This window comes from Streptomyces sp. NA04227 (assembly GCF_013364195.1).
GTDB lineage: Bacteria > Actinomycetota > Actinomycetes > Streptomycetales > Streptomycetaceae > Streptomyces.
This window is the reverse complement of the sequence record NZ_CP054918.1, coordinates 5141376-5158434: the sequence shown is the minus strand read 5'-3', so window position 1 is coordinate 5158434 and position 17059 is coordinate 5141376. Positions and strand designations below refer to the sequence as shown.

Below are 17059 nucleotides of genomic sequence, written 5' to 3'. Positions count from 1 at the left end.
TCGGAGGCCGAGTGGACGGGTGCCCGTACCGACGAGGCGGCCGGGGCAATCACCGCCTCACGGGCCCGTATCGACGCGCTCGACGCGCACATCATCGGTCTGGTGCAGGAGCGGATGGCCGTCTCCGCGGTCATCCAGGAACAGCGGATCTCCTCCGGCGGCCGACGGGTCAGTCTGGCCCGGGAGATGGAGATCCTCGGCCAGTACCGCGACGCGCTCGGCAAGCCGGGCACCACGCTGGCGATGACGCTGCTCGAACTCTGCCGAGGCCGCGTCTGACCTCGCCGCACCTGCGTTCGGCCGCTTCTCACCCGTACGGCGCGTGACCGTCAAGGCACAGGCTTCGTTGGGCCTGTTGTCCGTGCCAGCCAGGGGCGGGCCCCAAAGAAGAACCACGCGTGGCTCGGCCCGGAGCGATGAGACGTACGGACGTGCGTCGTGGGACCTCGCTTCGGAGAAGGTGACCGGACCGCAGGGGACAGCGGCCCGGTCACCAGGAGAAACGGCCGGCTCCGGGGACGCCCGGAGCCGGCCGACGATCTTCCCGCCGAAGACCGGTCGCCGGTCGGCGGATCTCGCCGCTCCCCCTCTGCTCCCCAACTATCGTTTCTGCTCCCCGACTACCGCTGCTCCCCCAACTGCCGTGCCCCCGCGATGAGTTCGCGATACCAGTCGTACGAGGCCTTGGGTGTGCGCCGCTGGGTCGGATAGTCGACGTGGACGAGGCCGAAGCGTTTGGTGTAGCCCTCGGCCCACTCGAAGTTGTCGAGCAGCGACCAGACCCAGTAGCCGCGGACGTCGACGCCGACGTCGAGGGCGGCCCGCAGGGCCTGCAGATGGCCGTCCAGGAAGGCGATGCGTTCCCGGTCGTCGCAGCGGCCGTCGGGACCGGGGACGTCGTCGTAGGCACAGCCGTTCTCGGAGACGTACAGCGGCGGCAGTGCGCTGCCGTAGCGGCCGTGCAGGCCGATCAGGGTTTCGCGCAGGCCGTCCGGGACGACCGCCCAGCCGAAGGCGGTGCGCGGGTGGCCCTCGGGCGGCCGCACTTCGAGGGGTACGGGTCCCTCCGTCGCGTGGACCGCGTTGACCGTGTAGTAGTTGACGCCCAGCGCGTCCAGCGGCGCGGCGATGAGGTCCAGGTCGCCGTCGGCCACACAGTCGCCGAGCCAGGGCTCGACCTCGGCGGGGTACCGGCCGAGCAGTACCGGATCGGTGAACAGACGGTTCTGGAGGATGTCGTACAGGCCGGTGACCGCGTGGTCCGCCTCCGCGTCGGTCGCCGGACGTGCCGGTGCGTAGCTGTTGACCAGCATCACCGGGGCGTCGCTCGCCGCGCGCAGGGCCCCAACCGCCTTGCCGTGGGCGAGCATCAGGTGGTGCGCGATCGGGAACGCCTCGTCCATGCCGAGCTTGAGGCCCGGTGCGTGCTCGCCGAGGACATGGCCGAGCGTGAGGTGCTCGAACATCTCGTTGACCGTGCTCCAGCGGGCCACCCGGTCGCCGAGCCGGGCGGCCACGTCGGCGGCGTACGCGGCGAACAGGTCCGCGGTGTCGCGCTGCCGCCAGCCGCCCGCGTCCTGCACCCACTGCGGGGTGTCCCAGTGGAAGAGGTTGAGCACCGGGCGGATGCCGCGTTCGAGCATGCCGTCGACGAGCCGTTCGTAGAAGTCGAGCCCGGCGGTGGAGAGTTGACCGCCCGGCTCGGGATGGACGCGGCTCCAGGAGACCGAGAAACGGTACGAGACGGAGCCGAGGCCCGCGATCAGGTCGAGGTCGCGGGGCCAGTGGTGGTAGTGGTCGCAGGCGGTGTCGCCGGTGGTGCCGTCGGCGATGTTCCCGGGCCGGTGGCTGAAGGTGTCCCAGACGGAGAGGCCGCGCCCGTCGGCGTCGTGCGCGCCCTCGATCTGGTACGCCGACATGGACACACCCCAGTCGAAGTCTTTGGGGAACGTCAACACGGTTGCCTCCACGGTGAGTTGGGCGATGAGTGCGCGAATGCGGTCGAGTGGGTCCGTCGGCGGGGTGCTCAGGGGACGCCCGTGATGCGGTGCACGAGCGCGGCTCCGATGAGGGCGGTCAGGGCGGAGAGGCCGTAGAGCGCGGGGTAGCCGCCCACATGGCCGACGATCGGCGCCGCGATCACCGGGGCGAGTACCTGGGGCAGCGAACTGGCGATGTTGAGCAGGCCGAGGTCCTTGCCGTGGTCGGCCTCGGCGGGCAGGACCAGGGTGATCAGGGCGAAGTCGACCGAGGTGAACACCCCGAAGCCGACGCCGAGGAGCGCGGCGGCGACCAGGGTGCAGGTCCAGGTCGGGGCCAGGGCGAGCAGTCCGGAGGCGGCCGCCATCAGCAGACCGGACACGGTCACGAAGATCCGGCGGCGGCCGATCCGGTCCGACCAGACCCCGGCCCAGACCACGGTGAGCAGTACGGTCAGGGCGTTGACGACGGTCAGTACGAGCACGGCGGCGTCGGGGTCGTCCACCTCCACCGCGTCCTGAAGGAAGAACAGCAGATAGAGCAGGGCGATCGCGTTGCTCAGATTCATCAGGAACCGGGTCAGCCAGGCCCAGCCGAAGTCGGGGTGACGGCGTGGGCTGATCCACATACCGGACCACATGCCTGACCACAGCCCGGACCACGTTTCGGACCACGTTTCGGAGCGCTGCCCCGCCCGGGTTCCGTCGACCGTGGCCAACTCCTTTTCCCCGACGGCCACTTCACGCCCCAGCACCAGGTACGGCAACACCGAGAGCAACACCAGGGCCGCGCACGCGAGATAGCCGCCGACGATGGTGCGGCCCGCGACGGCGGCGCCGGTACCGGCGATCACGCCGACCGTCTGCGCGATACCGAACCAGCCGCCCGCCGCGCCGCGTCGGTGCTCCGGCACCCGGTCGGGTATCGCGGCCGACAGGGCGGCGAAGGGCGCGTTGAGCGCGAGCTGGACGAGACACCAGCCGATGATCATGCCCGTGATGCCGTCGGCGGCGGCGAGCAGACCAAGTCCCGCGACACCGCCCAGAGTTCCGCCCGCGATCCACGGAACGCGCCTGCCGAAACGGGAGTTGGTGCGGTCCGACAGGGCGCCCCACAGCGGGTTGGCGACCACGGAGACGGCCGCGCCGAGCAGCGCGACCAGGGCGAGGGTGTCCTCCTTGTCCCCGGGGGCGAAGGCGTCGGCCTGCTTGGCGAGCAGGATCTGCAACGGTCCGAACCAGCCCGCGAAGGTGCCGAGTACGGCGAGACAGAGGGCCAGCACCCAGCGCACCGGGAGCTCCTCCTGCGGCGCGCCCTCGCCCTCGCGCCGCACGTCGTTGCCTTGCGTCCCGTCCGTCCCGCTCGTCTTGTCTATCCCGTCCGTCCCGTCAGTCCGGTCCGTCCCGTGCATCCCGGGTTCCTCCGCCTGTGGGGGTCGGCGCGTGGTGCGTAAGGCCGCGAACGGCGAACCGATCATGACCCGGGGCACTTTCCAGGTCAATCGTCCTGCTCAGCTTTTCTGGAATGCGACGCACCCGGCTTCGCCGCCGCGCGCGCGATCGCCCCAGTGCGCCCCCGTCACGAACCCCCGCGCCGACTGCACCGGTTACCGCCGGACGACAACCCCTTATCCGGACGGCAACCCCCTATCGCGTGATCCAGACCACATGAGAATTCTGTGAAACCGGGGACAACCATTCCCCGGGGTCGCAGGTCATCCATGCAGACACAACGGCCACACCCGCGTCCCCACGCCGCGGAGGCCTCCCACCCGTGCCGCACACCATGCGGTACGCCGGACTCCCTGAGGTCTTCATGAAGCTTCGCCGCGCCATGGCCACTGCGGCCGCGACGGCTGTCATAGCCCCGCTCGCGCTGCTGTCGGCACCGGCCGCCTTCGCGGACACCACCGACCCCGCCACGGTGACCGAATCGCCGTCGCCGACCGCGACCGAGCCCACCGCGACCCCCGAGCCCTCCGCGCCCGAGACGGGCACGAGCTCGCCTGAGCCGTCGACCAGCGCTCCGACCACCAGCGCCCCGGAGCCCAGCACCTCGGCTCCCACCAGCCCGGCCCCGTCCGGCAGCCCCACCGCGGCCCCCTCGCCGAGCCCGTCGGAGTCCGAGGACCCGGAGGAGGAGGCCCCGTACTGCGAGGAGCTGGACGAGGACTTCGAGGGCGCCCGCGTCTCCGCCGCGATCAACGGCCTGCCCGGCAAGATCGTCGCGGGCAGCGGCTTCCACAACTTCACGCTGAAGGTCACCAACGACTCGAAGATCGACGTCGAGGGTGTCGCCTTCTACGCCGAGATCGAGAACTACGAGGTCGAGGACGAGTCCAAGTTCCTCAGCCAGTACGTCGACCTGGAGTTCAAGAACCCCGAGTCGAACAAGTGGGAGCGCATCGGCAGCGACGAGTGGGCCGGTGACTACTTCTTCTACACCGAGAAGCTGAAGGCCGGTAAGAGCGAGCAGGTCCCGCTGCGGGTCAGCATCGCCAAGAACGCCCCGGCCGGTGACGCGTACTCCTTCGGCTCGGGTGCGTACCTGGACAACATCGACGGCCAGGACTGCATCGCCGAGGGCTGGGCCGCGTACGACTTCGCGGTCCTGAAGGCCGGTTCGAACAACACCGACCCGGGCGAGGCCAAGCCGGGCACGGGCACCGGCAAGGACGGCAAGCCCGGCAACCAGCCGAAGCCCTCGGGCGACGTCTCCGAGCTGCCGGGGGGCAGCCTCGCCGAGACCGGTTCGTCCTCGGTGCTGCCCACCATCGGTCTGCTCGGCGGTCTCGCCGTAGTGGCCGGTGCGGGTGCGGTGTTCGTGGTCCGTCGTCGTAAGGCCGACGCCACCGCGTAACACGCACCACCACGATCAGGAGGGACCTGCGCTCGGAGGGGGGCGCAGGTCCCTTCGTCGTTTTCCGTCCCAACTCCCGCCGGGGGACGGGAGCTTGGGCAGGGAGCGCCTGGTCGTACGGGCGACATGGCGGACATGGGCGGGCAAAGCACCCGTGTACGGGGTCGGACACGCGGACGGACACCCGACGTCACAAGCATTGCCCGCCTTTCGGGGCCGTGCTAGAAAGCGCTTACTTCCCCCTTGGTGCGGGCCGCACAGCCGCCCGTTCCGCTCTCCGTACGGAGGTTCCCCGCCCATGCCCTCCGCTCCCTCCCCCGCCGGATCGAGCCCGGCCGACAGAACCGAGCCCACCGGTCCGATCGTTGGGCTCGCCACCACCGGCAGCCCCGCCCCGCTCGCCACGTCCTTCCTCTCCCGTCGCGGGCTGCTGCGCCTGGCGACCGCCACCGCGCTCACCGCACCGGCCGCCCTGCACCTCGCCGGCCCCGCCGCCCCCGCGCACGCCGCCGAGCAGGACGCCTTCGACGCGCTGCGCCTCAAGTGGCGTGCCCTGCAACTGGGTTCGGGCTTCGACCCGGCCACCGAGCCGTACCGGAGCAAACTCGCCGCGCTGGGCAAGGCGGCCAAGGAGTTGCGCGACTCCCTTGCCCCGGCGACGGGTTCGCTCTGGCCGGACCTGGTCTACGCCGACCCGGAACCCGACACCGACCCGGAGTCGTACCGCTACTCCGAGGCGCTGCAACGCAGTTACTACCAGCTGCGCACCATGGCCGAGGCGTACGCACAGCCCGGCACCGGCCTCACCGGGGACGCCGCGCTGCGCACCGCGATCCTGACCGGCTTCGACCATCTGCACGACGAGGCCTACCACGCGGGACAGACCCGCTGGGGCAACTGGTACAACTGGCAGATCGGCTGCCCGCAGGCCCTGCTCGACATCGCGGTCCATCTGCACGAGGACCTCGGCGCCGAACGGATCGGTCAACTCACCGCCGCCGTCGACCACTTCGTACCGGACAGCGCGGTCGGCAGCTACACCGGCACCTCGACCGGGGCGAACCGGGTGGACCTGTGCCGGGTGCTCGCACTGCGCGGTGTCCTCGGCAAGTCGGCGCCCAAGATCGCCCTCGCCCGTGACGCGCTCTCGCCGGTCTTCCCGTATGTCACCAAGGGCGACGGGCTCTACGCCGACGGGTCGTTCATCCAGCACACGTACGTCCCCTACGCCGGGTCGTACGGTTCGGTGATGCTCGGCGGGCTCTCGCTGCTCTTCGCGCTGCTCACGGATTCGGAGTGGGCGGTGACGGACGACAACCGGCGGATCATCTTCGACTCCGTCGACAGGGCCTACGCCCCGTTCCTGTTCAACGGCCTTGCCATGGACAGTGTTTCGGGCCGTGCCATCAGCCGTGGCACCGCGTCCGGGGCCACCGGGCTCACCCCGCAGAGCGACCATGTCCGCGGCCATCTCGTCATCGCCGCCATCGCCCTGCTCGCGCGCAGCGCCCCCGCCACGTACAACGAGCGGTGGCAGTCCATGATCAAGGGCTGGTCGGCACGCGCCCGTTACGCACCGCTGCTCACCGACCCCGCGCTGGGCGTCGCCGCGGCGGCGAGGCTCGCCGAGGTGGAGAGCGGACCGGCCAGGCCGAGCCAGGAACCGGTGGAACACCGGCTCTTCGCCGGAATCGACCGCGCCGTGCACCGCCGCCCCGGCTGGGCCGCGAACGTCTCGATGGCCTCGCGCCGCATCACCTACTACGAGAACGGCAACGGCGAGAATCTGCGCGGCTGGCACACCGGTTCCGGAATGCTCTACTGGTGGCCCAAGAACGTCGCCAACGGCCAGTACAGCGACGCCTTTTGGCCCACCGTCGACCCGTACCGGCTGCCCGGCACGACCACGTCGAAGAAGAAGCTCGCCGACGGCGAGGGCGGTGCCTGGGGCGCGGCCCGGCCCGATGTGCGGTGGACGGGCGGCACCTCGGACGGTACGTACGGGATCTCGGGCCAGCATCTGCGCGGTCTGTCGTCCACGCTGACCGCGCGCAAGTCGTGGCTCTTCCTGGACGACGCGGTGCTGTGTCTGACGGCCGGGGTGCGCGGTACGGACGGCACCGGCGTGGACACGGTCGTCGACAACCGCAACCTCGGCGCGGCGGGCACCCACCGCCTGACGGTGGACGGAAAGCCCGCGCCGGACACCCTCGGCTGGAGCGCCACCCTCAAGGGCGCGCGCTGGGCGCACCTCGCCGGGCACGGCGGCTACGTCTTCCCGGGCGGCGCGGACGTACGGGCGCTGCGCGAGGAACGCACCGGCGCCTGGCGGGACATCAACCAGGGCGGCAGCGACGCCGAGTTGACCCGCCGCTATCTCACGCTCTGGTTCGACCACGGCACCGATCCGGCGGGAGGCGCCTGCGCGTATCTGGTGCTGCCCGGTGCGAGCACCGTGGCCACGGCCGCGCGGGCCGCCGACAGCGGGTGGCTGAAGCTGCTCGCCAACACCGAGGAGCGGCAGGGTGCCACAGTGCCCTCGCTCGGCCTGACCGCGGTCAACTTCTGGTCCGCGGGCCGCCTCGGCGACCTCTCGGTGACGGTGCCCGCGAGCGTCCTGGTCCGGGTGCGCGACGGCCGGGCGACCGTCTGTGTCGCCGAACCGCCGCGCGAGGGCGTCGAGTTCGAGCTGACCTGGCACCGGCCGGTGCGCAGGGTGCTCTCCAAGGACCGGTCCATCGAGGTGACCGGCACCGGCGACGCCCTGACCCTGCGCGTCACTCCGGGCACCCTGGGCGCCAGCCATCGGTGCGAGGTCTCCCTCGGCTGAGACGCCTCAACAGGCCCGCTGGAAAAAGCCGTTGGCCAACAGGCTCCCTTCAGGGGCCTGTTGGCCAACGCGCCGCTCAATGCACCGTTCTCCGGTGCCGATTGAGACCTAGCCCTGGGTCTCCTTCTTCTTCGGCACCTCGGGGATGCCGAGGAAGGGCAGCTTCAGCGCGCCGAAGGCGTCGGCCGGTACCGCGGGCTCCTTGGGCGCGACGGCGGCGACGCGTACGTAGGCGCCGCCCTGGGCGGGACGGGTGTCCTCCTCGCCCTTGTTCGGCCAGAAGGACATGGCCCGTTCGGCCTGGGCGGTGATGGTCAGCGAGGGGTTCACACCCAGGTTCGCGGAGACCGCCGAGCCGTCCACGACCGAGATGCCCGGGTGCCCGTAGAGACGGTGGTACGGGTCGATGACGCCCGACTCGGCGTCCGCGCCGATGGTGCAGCCGCCGAGGAAGTGCGCGGTCAGCGGCATCCCGGTCAGCTCACCGATGTTGGACCCGGGGAAGCCGTTGATCTCATGGGAGATCACGCTGGCCGCCTCGGTCGCCTCGGCGATCTGGGTCGGGTTCGGCACACCGTGGCCCTGACGGGCGGTCAGCATGCCCTTGCCCAGGCCCTTTTCCTTGCGGTACGTGGTCAGCGAGTTGTCCAGGGACTGCATGACCAGGCCGATGATGGTGCGCTCGGACCAGCGGCGGGTGGACAGCGCGCGGAAGAAGAGCAGCGGGTGGCGGGCGTTGTTGGCCAGCCAGCGCGTGACCCGCTTGCCGTTCGGGCTGAACGGCACCTGGAGGACGGTCAGGGCGCCCATGGAGTTGGACTTCTTGCCGTACCGGACCGGCTCGATGTGGGTGTTCGCGTTCGGGTGGACCGAGGAGGTGATCGCCACGCCCTTGGTGAAGTCCAGTTCCTTGCCCGGGTGTTGCTTGCCGTAGCGGCGGCGGTCGGTCTGCGCGCCGACCAGGGCCTCGGAGTTGGTACGGGTGAGTTCGCCGAGCCGCCCGGAGATGTGCGGCAGCAGGCCGGTGTCCTTCATCTGGTGCAGCAGGGTCTGGCTGCCGTAGGTACCGGCGGCGATCACCACACGGCGGGCGCGGAAGGTGCGGCCCTGGCCCTTGCGCTTGTTGTCCGTCGGCAGCGTCTTGACGGCGTAGCCGCCGCGCGAGTCCTCGGTCACCGCGACCACGGAGGTCATCGGGTGCACCACCGCGCCGGCCTTCTCGGCGAGGTAGAGGTAGTTCTCGTTGAGGGTGTTCTTCGCGCCGTGCCGACAGCCGGTCATGCACTCGCCGCACTCGGTACAGGCCTTGCGGGAGGGACCCGCGCCGCCGAAGAAGGGGTCGGCGACCTCCTCGCCGGGTTTCGCCTTCACCGTGCCGTCGGTGTCCTCGCCGTCACCGAAGAAGACGCCGACCGGTGCCATGTGGAAGCTGTCGCCGAAGCCCATCTCCTCGGAGGCGGCCTTCAGGTGGACGTCCATCGGGGTCATGGTCGGGTTGAGCCGCACCCCGAGCATGCGCTGCGCCTGCTCGTAGTAGGGCTTCAGCTCGTCCTGCCAGTCGGTGATGTCCTTCCACTGCGGGTCGTCGAAGAAGGCCTTCGGCGGCACGTAGAGGGTGTTGGCGTAGTTCAGCGAACCGCCGCCGACACCGGCTCCGGCGAGCACCATGACGTTGCCGAGCAGGTGGATGCGCTGGATTCCGTAGCAGCCGAGCGCCGGGGCCCACAGGAAGTTCTTGATGTCCCAGGAGTTCTTGGGCAGGCTCTCGCGGGTGAAGCGGCGGCCCGCCTCCAGGACGCCGACCCGGTAACCCTTCTCGGTCAGTCGCAGGGCGGACACCGAGCCGCCGAAGCCCGAGCCGACGACCAGTACGTCGTAGTCGTAGGCGTCGTCGCGCTCGTCCTCGGACGTCGCGGGCGCGGCCTGGGCGGAGTTCTCCTGTGCCACCTTGCTCTCCTCTGTGATCAAGAAATGTCACGGCTCGGCCGGGCCGTGGCACACGCGCACGGCCCCGCCGGGTCGCGGGCCGGGGGCCCGCACGCCTGTCAGCGCAGGCGCAGCGCCTTCATCGCCTTCATGCCCACGGACATGAGGGCCGCGTACTTCTCGTCGTCCAGACCGAAGGAGGGCGCCATCGGCAGCAGCCGCTGGTGGGCGACGGTCTGCGCCTCGGTGTACTTGAGGATGCCCTCGCTGCCGTGCCGTCGGCCCAGACCGGAGTCCTTCATGCCGCCCATCGGCGCCTTGACGCTTCCGTAGGCGGGGGCGAAGCCCTCGTTGACGTTGACCGTTCCGGCGCGCACCCGGGCGGCGAGCGCACGGCCGCGGGCGCCGTTCTTCGACCAGACCGAGGCGTTGAGGCCGTACGGGGTGGCGTTGGCCAGCTCGACCGCCTCGTCGTCGGTGCGGAAGCGGTAGATGGAGACGACCGGGCCGAAGGTCTCCTCGGAGCACAGCGTCATCTCCTCGACGACGCCGTCGAGGATGGTGGGCTCGTAGAAGTACGGGCCCAGGTCCGGGCGGGCGCGCCCGCCCGCGAGCACCTTGGCGCCCTTGGCGACCGCGTCGTCCACGTGCTCGGTGACGGTCTTGAGCTGGCGCTCGCTGGCCAGCGAGCCCATCTCGGCGCCGTACGCAAGGGAGTTGCCGAGCCGCATCGCCTTGGTCTTGGCCGCGAAGGCCTCCACGAAGCGGTCGGCGATCGACTCGTGGACGTACAGCCGCTCGATGGAGATGCAGAGCTGGCCCGCGGTGGAGAAGCAGGCCCGGGTGGCGCCCTCGGCGGCCTTCTCGATGTCGGCGTCGTCGAGCACGATCATCGGGTTCTTGCCGCCGAGTTCGAGCGAGGCGGCGACCAGCCGCTCGGCCGCGCCCTTGGCGACCTCGCGGCCGGTACGGGTGGAGCCGGTGAAGGAGACGTAGTCACCGCGCTTGACGAGCTCGGGGCCGACCACCGGGCCGTCGCCGATGACGACCTGGAAGACCTCGGCGGGCAGACCCGCCTCGATGATCAGGTCCCGGGCCCACAGGCCGGTGAGCGCGGTCTCGGTGTCCGGCTTGAGGACGACCGCGTTGCCCGCGGCGAAGGCGGGCAGGGCGTCGCCGATGGTGAGCTCCAGCGGGTAGTTCCACGGGGCGATCTGGCCGACCACGCCGCGCGGGTGGCGCCGCTCGCTGACGTGCGTGAGGACCGGGATCGCTCCGCTGTGCCGCTTGGGCGCCAGGTAGGCGGGCGCCTTGCGGCCGTAGTGACGGGCGGCCAGGGCGACGGCGAGCACTTCCTCGTGCGCGTGCAGCCGGGCCTTGCCGGTCTCCAGCTGGATGATGTCGAGGATCTCGTTCTGCCGCTCCAGGAGCAGGTCGTGGAAGCGCAGCAGGACACCCGCCCGCTTGCGCGCCGGTACGGCCTCCCACACCGGCTGCGCCGCGCGCGCCCGCGTGAAGGCGGTCTCGACGTCCTCGGGCGTGGACTCGGGAAGGTCCGCCAGCTTCTTACCGGTCAGCGGCGAATGGTTCCAGGTGTGTCCGGAACCGACGACCCCCTTGGTGAGCTGGGCGACCAGCTCCGGGGTCACGACGTCGGCGGCGGTACGGGCACCCGCGGGGGCGGGCGCCACCGGGTTACCGGTCGACGTGCTGGTGTCCTGGCGGGGTGCGGTGGCCTGCGAGTCCGTCATGTGCGTGAGGGTATTCCTGAAGTCGGCCTTTGTGTACCCATCGGTAACAGCAATTCACGCAACACCCACACTCTGCCAGTGGTTACTGGCACAACAGGCCTGATCAGGAGCTCAGCAGGCCTTCGGTACAAGGAGTGGTGTGTGCGGATCGACACAAGATTAACGGTGGGTGCCGGAGCGGTGACAGGGGTTTCACGCCATTCCCGCGCACTTCGCACACGCGTCGCACGCACCCGGCCCGGCCGCCGCCGAGGGTGACCGGGCCGGTGCGGACGTGCGCCTCAGAGCTTGCTGATCTCCAGCTCCTTGATCGCCTTGTCGGCGACCTCGCGGCCGCGCTCGGTGAAGTCGCCCTTGCCCGGGTAGCCGATGGTCAGCTTGTGCATGTCCCCGGCCTTCGACTTGTAGTAGAAGATCCGGATCTCGCGCGGGACCGGACTGTCGCTGTCCGAGGTGTCGACGAACGTGGCCGTGTTCTCGGCCGATTCCCCGCCCTTGTACTGGGTCTTCTCGGTACGGACCTTGACGCCCGAGTCGCTGCTGATGCCCAGATTGCTCTCGCCGGTCTTCTTGAAGTCCTCGGCGTCGTCGTACGCCTCGGCCGTCGCCGAGCCCGCGACCTCGCCCAGGCTGTCGTCCTTCTTGAACGTGACCTCGTACTTGAGCCAGATGCCGCCGCTCGGATCCTGGTACCAGACCCAGTTCTGCTCGGTGCTGGTGTCGTCGGGCAGCGACTTCTTGTAGTGCTCGGGCACCGAGACCGTGCCGTTCAGGCCCTTGGCCACGTCCTTCTTCCAGGGCCCCGCCGACTCGTCCGAGTCACCGGAGGAGTTGCTGAGCAGCACACCACCGACGACGGCGAGGGCCACCACCGCGGCACCGATGCCGAGCAGCACCTTGCGGCTGAGCGTGACGCCGCCACTGCCGCCGCCGGGGCCCGGTACGCGTACCACCTGGGTCGGCGCGGTGGGCGCCGCCGCCTTCTCCAGGAGCTCGCGCACCCGCGCGGCGGACGGGCGGTGTGCCGGGTCCTTGTTCAGCAGGCCGTTGATGGCGTCGGCGAGCGGGCCGGTGGCCGAAGCGGGCGCCGCCGGGGTCGCGTTGAGCACCGACTGCAGGGTGGCGGGCGTGTTGTTGCGGCGGAACGGCGAGACACCTTCCGCCGCCGCGTACAGGACCACGCCGAGAGACCAGAGATCGCTCGCCGGACCCGGGCGCTGGCCGAGCACACGCTCCGGCGCGATGAACTCGGGCGAGCCGACGAAGCCGCCGGTGTCGGTCAGATTGGTCTCGCCCTCGATCTGGGCGATGCCGAAGTCGGTGAGCACGACGCGGTCGTGGCGGCCGAGCATGACGTTGTCGGGCTTCACGTCGCGGTGCAGGATGCCCATCTGGTGCGCGGCGTCGAGCGCGCCGAGCACCTCAAGGCCGATACGCGCGGCCTCGCGGGCGCCGAGGGTGCCCTCCTGGAGCGCCTCGCCGAGCGTGCGCCCCTGCACGAACTCCATGACGATCCACGGCTGTCCGTCCTCGACCGCGACATCGTGCACGCCGACCACCGCCGGGTGGTCGAGCCGGGCCGCCGCCCGCGCCTCGCGGCGCATGCGCTCGAAGACGTTCGCGCGTTCCCGCTCGGGAAGATGGTCCGGTACGCGGGGCTCCTTGACCGCCACCTCGCGGTCCACGGTCTCGTCCTTGGCGCGCCAGACGGTGCCCATGCCGCCGTGGCCCAGCTTGTTGAGCAGCCGGTAGCGCCCGGCTATCAGCCGGCCCGAGCCCGGGTCGGACGGCGCCTGCTCGGAGACCACCTGGGTCGGCGCGGCGAACGGCGAGGGCGGCCGCGGCGGGCCCTGCCGCTGCCCGGGCGGCTGGTGCCCGGTCTGCTGCGGAGGGTGCTGCTGGTAGTGCGTCTGCTGCTCGGACTGCGGTACGTACGGGGCCTGTTGCCCGTACTGGCCGTGCTGTTCGCCCTGTTGTCCGCCCTGCTGTCCGTGCTGACCGTAGGGCTCACCCCCGTGCGCGGCGCCGTCGGCCTGCCACTGCCCCGGGGCCTGTGGGTGCTGGGGACGCGGCGGCTGGAGCCCGTAGCTCGTGGGCTCGCCGGGCCCGTAGGGGGTTCCCCCGTCGTTGCTCATACATCCTTCTCTATCGCGTGCGGCAGTACGGATTCCAGCCCGGTCACAGAGCCGTGACCGGGCATACCGTTTTGCCCTGGTTTCGGGGTGCGTACGGCAGGCCTGGTGCTGCCCGATCCGTACCGCCCCGCGGTTGACCCGGCACCGGTCGCCGGTCCCGCGCGCGCCACCCGCACGGTGAGTGGCCGGATCCCGTCAGCCGGGGTCCGCCCGGAAGCCCTCCACGGCGGTGTCGAAGTGCCGCTCGGCCTCCCGCAGCCGTGCCAGGGGAGCGGACACCCAGACGTCGTACATCCGCCCGCCCTCCTCCCAGCACAGGTCGAAAGTGTGACGCGGCCCCTCCGCCGCGGAGAAGCCGTCCCAGGTGAACTCCCAGCGGGCCGCCGGGTACCGGCCGCGTGTGGCCCTGGTCACCGTACCGTCGCGGTAGCCGGGGTTGTTCTTCGGCCCGGCGGCATCCGACCGGGCGGCCACCGCGAGCGGCCCGCCCTCCTCGGGGGCCGTCTCCTTGACTCCGATCCGGATCGCCTCGTCCGGGGAGACGTAGAAGATCCGCGGCCCTTCGACGCTGCGTCCGTACCCCTGGGGAATGTCGAGTGCAAAGCCCTCGGGGTCGAGGGTGTGCAGATATCCGGCCGGGGGCGAGGCCGGGGACTCGTCCGCTGCCGGGTCCGTCGTCGGGTCCGCTGCCGGGTCCGAGGTCCCGCCCGCCGTCGCGGAGCCGGAGGCGCTCGGCTCGGCCGAGGCGGAGGGGCTCGGCCGCCCGGTGCCGCTCGGGCCGGGGGTCAGGGAGACCGTGGAGGAGGCCGAACTGCCGGGCGAGCCGGGCGAGTCGGGGCCGCCGCCGACGAGCAGCGCGGCGGCCGAGATCCCGGCGCCCGCGATCGCGGCGGCCAGCGCGGCGACGATCAGGACCGGCCGTCCGAACCGCGGCGGCTGGCCCTTGCCTTCGGCCGGGCCGGTGCCGAGACCCACCGTGGTGCCGCCGTGCCCGACGGCGGCCGGGGTGCGGCCGGAGGCCAGAAAGGCGCGCAGCATACGTTCGGCGTCGGCGGCGCCCAGCCTGCGCGCGGGGTCGCGTTCGAGGAGGCCGAGCACGACCGGGAGCAGCGGCGCGGCCTGTTCGGGCGGGCGGATGTCGTCGACGACCACGGCGTGCAGCACGCCGCCGAGCGAGTCGCGGTGGAAGGGCGAGACACCGGAGAGGATCGCGCACAACAGCGCGCCCAGGGACCACAGATCGCACTCGGGGCCGGTACGCCCGCCCGACATCCGCTCCGGCGCCGTGTACTCCGGGGAGCCGACGAAGGACCCCGTCTCGGTGAGCGTGGTCGCGCCGTTGACGTGAGCGATGCCGAAATCGGTGAGGACGACCCGCCCGGTGGCCGGTTCGAGCAGCACGTTCGCGGGCTTCAGGTCACGGTGCAGCACCCCGGAGTCGTGCGCGGTGCGCAGGGCGCCCAGCAGGGCGAGGGCGATCCTGGCCGCCTCGGCGGCGGGCAGCGGACCGTGGTCGAAGACGTGCTGCGCGAGCGAGCCGCCCTCGATCAACTCCATGACGATGTACAGGCGTTCGGCGTGCTCCACCACGTCGTACACGACCACCACATGCGGATGCCGCAACTGTGCGACGGCCCGCGCCTCCCGCAGCATGCGGTCGCGCCACTCGCGCGACTCCTCCGGCGACAGGGACTCGTCGAGCACCAGTTCCTTGACCGCGACCTGCCGACCGAGCAGTTGGTCGTGGGCCCGCCAGACGACGCCCATGCCGCCCCGACCGAGCCGCTCCCGCAGCCGGTAGCGGCCCGCGATGACGCGGACGGTGTCCCCCTCGGTCCCCATGCGCCCATCATGCCCCAACGCCGCGATCACTCCCGGGGCGTCTCATGCGAGGTGACCGGAAGCAAGCGGCCGGGCGGGTGGCCTCCTACGCGCGGGCGTGCGCCCGGGGAGAGCGGCGCGCCCCTGGGTCGGCCCCGCTTCGATCATGCCTGTCCCGCGGCGTCGGGCCGGTCGTCAACTCGGGGGCGAGACCCGCCAACTGGCGAGTACCGCGTCGAACTGCTTGCGGGTGGTGGCCCAGTCCTTGGCCGGTGAGGACATGTAGATCGCGTACTCGACACCGTTCTCGGCGATGTACGTCTCCTCGATCACGCGCCGTGGACCGGGGTACGGCCTCTCCTTCGCTGCCGTCCAGGTGAACTCCCACAGCGAACCCTCGCCGCCACCGAAGGAGTTGGGGGTCAGCCGCAGACGGCGGTAGTCGGTGAGCCCCGAGGTGGACCGTTCGAGGTCGAGCTGGTGCAGATACGCGTTGTCGAAGTCGGGAGTCTCGTCCACCCCGATCCGGATGAAGTGATTGCCGTCGTCCGCCGTGTAGTCGACCTGGGTGCCGTCCGTCTGGCGTTCATAGCCGGGCGGGACCGCCATGGAGAAGCCTTTGACATCGTGGACGCGACGCCAGTCGGCGGGTATCTCGCCTTCCTTGGGCCCGGTCGGCTCGCTCGAGGCGCTGTTGTCCGCCCCGCCGCCCTCCTTCGCGTCGAGCAGGCGCAGGCCGACGGCGGTGCCGCCGCCGATCAGCGCGGCGGCGACCAGTACGGCGAGGGCGGTCCGCCAGCCGCGGCGGCGGCGCGGCTCCGGCGCGGCCGTGACCGGGGCGGGCGGCGGGCCGTGCAGGGTGGCCGACTCCCGCCGGATCGACGTGGACTGGGTGGGCACGTACATCTGCGCCGCCACCGGGCGGCGGCCGTCCGCCGCCTCGGCGAGCATCTGCTCGGCCTCCTCGGAGTCCGGACGCTGGGCGGGGTCCTTGCGCAGCAGCGCGCTGATCACCGGACCGAGCGAGCCGGACACCTCGGTCGGCTCGACCTCCTCGTCGACGACCGCCTGCATGGTGTTCAGCGGCGTCGTACGGCGGAACGGGGACCGCCCCTCGACCGCGGTGAACAGGGTCGCGCCGAGCGCCCACAGGTCGGACGCGGGCCCGGGCTCGGCGCCGCGCACCCGCTCCGGGGCCAGGTAGTCCACCGAGCCGACGATCTCGCCGGTGCGGGTGATGGTGGTGTCGCCCTCGACCTGGGCGATGCCGAAGTCGGTGAGCAGGACCCGGCCGTCGCGGGCGAGCAGGACGTTGCCCGGCTTGACGTCGCGGTGCAGGACTCCGGCGGTGTGCGCGGCGCGCAGGGCGCGCAGTACCCACAGGCCGATACGGGCCGCGCGGACGGGGTCGACGCTGCCCTCGGCCTTGACGGTGTCGGCCAGCGAGGGACCGTCCACCAACTCCATGACGATCCACGGCCGTTCGTCATGTTCGAGCACGTCGTGGACGGTGACCACGGCCGGGTGGTTGATCCGGGCAGCGGCCCGCGCCTCGGTCTGGGTGCGGATGAGCAGGACGGCGCGGTCGGCCTCGGCGGCGTACTGGGCCGCCGTCAGCTCCTTCACCGCCACGGCCCGGTGCAGCAACTCGTCGTGCGCGCGCCACACGCGGCCCATACCGCCCCTGCCGATGGACTCGCCCAGCCGATAACGGCCGCCGAGGAGCAGGCCCTGCATCTGGTTCACGTTCCCCCGCA

The 17059-nt window shown here is 71.4% G+C and carries 10 protein-coding genes; 3 read left to right on the top strand and 7 right to left on the bottom strand.

Going from position 1 to position 17059, the window contains the following annotated elements; genetic code table 11:
• The first annotated feature begins 48 nt into the window (after positions 1–48).
• On the top strand, positions 49–279 hold the full coding sequence (locus tag HUT18_RS33915; RefSeq protein WP_254879067.1) for a chorismate mutase: 231 nt from the start codon (positions 49–51) through the stop codon (positions 277–279).
• Positions 280–620: 341 nt separating this feature from the next.
• On the opposite strand, the gene HUT18_RS22150 is transcribed toward HUT18_RS33915, so the two are convergent.
• Positions 621–1955: a GH1 family beta-glucosidase gene (locus HUT18_RS22150; RefSeq protein WP_303246550.1), complete on the bottom strand. Its 1335-nt coding sequence runs from the start codon at positions 1953–1955 to the stop codon at positions 621–623.
• A gap of 71 nt (positions 1956–2026) precedes the next feature.
• Positions 2027–3391 (bottom strand): MFS transporter, encoded by a 1365-nt coding sequence (locus HUT18_RS22145; protein WP_176102315.1) that lies wholly within the window; start codon positions 3389–3391, stop codon positions 2027–2029.
• Positions 3392–3753: 362 nt separating this feature from the next.
• Between HUT18_RS22145 and HUT18_RS22140 the strand changes: the two genes are divergently transcribed.
• Both HUT18_RS22140 and HUT18_RS22135 read left to right on the top strand, forming a co-directional pair.
• Positions 3754–4839, top strand: coding sequence for an LPXTG cell wall anchor domain-containing protein (locus HUT18_RS22140; protein WP_254878747.1), 1086 nt, complete (start codon positions 3754–3756; stop codon positions 4837–4839).
• 298 nt (positions 4840–5137) lie between these two features.
• Positions 5138–7669 carry a polysaccharide lyase 8 family protein gene (locus HUT18_RS22135; protein ID WP_176102314.1) on the top strand — a complete coding sequence of 844 codons (2532 nt, stop codon included), beginning with the start codon at positions 5138–5140 and terminating at the stop codon, positions 7667–7669.
• A 108-nt stretch (positions 7670–7777) separates the two neighbouring features.
• Here the strand turns inward: HUT18_RS22135 and HUT18_RS22130 are convergent, their stop codons facing one another.
• The 5 genes from HUT18_RS22130 to HUT18_RS22110 form a co-directional block, all read right to left on the bottom strand.
• Entirely contained in the window at positions 7778–9616 is a 1839-nt protein-coding gene (locus tag HUT18_RS22130; protein ID WP_176102313.1) for a GMC oxidoreductase, read from the bottom strand.
• A gap of 98 nt (positions 9617–9714) precedes the next feature.
• Positions 9715–11346 (bottom strand): succinic semialdehyde dehydrogenase, encoded by a 1632-nt coding sequence (locus tag HUT18_RS22125; RefSeq protein WP_176102312.1) that lies wholly within the window; start codon positions 11344–11346, stop codon positions 9715–9717.
• Between the two features lie 281 nt (positions 11347–11627).
• Positions 11628–13481: a serine/threonine-protein kinase gene (locus tag HUT18_RS22120; RefSeq protein WP_176102311.1), complete on the bottom strand. Its 1854-nt coding sequence runs from the start codon at positions 13479–13481 to the stop codon at positions 11628–11630.
• A gap of 195 nt (positions 13482–13676) precedes the next feature.
• Entirely contained in the window at positions 13677–15323 is a 1647-nt protein-coding gene (locus HUT18_RS22115) for a serine/threonine-protein kinase (RefSeq protein ID WP_176102310.1), read from the bottom strand.
• Between the two features lie 174 nt (positions 15324–15497).
• Positions 15498–17039 (bottom strand): serine/threonine-protein kinase, encoded by a 1542-nt coding sequence (locus HUT18_RS22110; protein ID WP_176104717.1) that lies wholly within the window; start codon positions 17037–17039, stop codon positions 15498–15500.
• Positions 17040–17059 lie beyond the last annotated feature (20 nt).

Coding starts and splice junctions, on each gene's coding strand:
- HUT18_RS22145 (WP_176102315.1), bottom strand. CDS start 3,391: ATGCACGGGACGGACCGGACTGACGGGACGGACGGGATAGACAAGACG.
- HUT18_RS22135 (WP_176102314.1), top strand. CDS start 5,138: ATGCCCTCCGCTCCCTCCCCCGCCGGATCGAGCCCGGCCGACAGAACC.
- HUT18_RS22125 (WP_176102312.1), bottom strand. CDS start 11,346: ATGACGGACTCGCAGGCCACCGCACCCCGCCAGGACACCAGCACGTCG.
- HUT18_RS22120 (WP_176102311.1), bottom strand. CDS start 13,481: ATGAGCAACGACGGGGGAACCCCCTACGGGCCCGGCGAGCCCACGAGC.
- HUT18_RS22115 (WP_176102310.1), bottom strand. CDS start 15,323: ATGGGGACCGAGGGGGACACCGTCCGCGTCATCGCGGGCCGCTACCGG.
- HUT18_RS22110 (WP_176104717.1), bottom strand. CDS start 17,039: ATGCAGGGCCTGCTCCTCGGCGGCCGTTATCGGCTGGGCGAGTCCATC.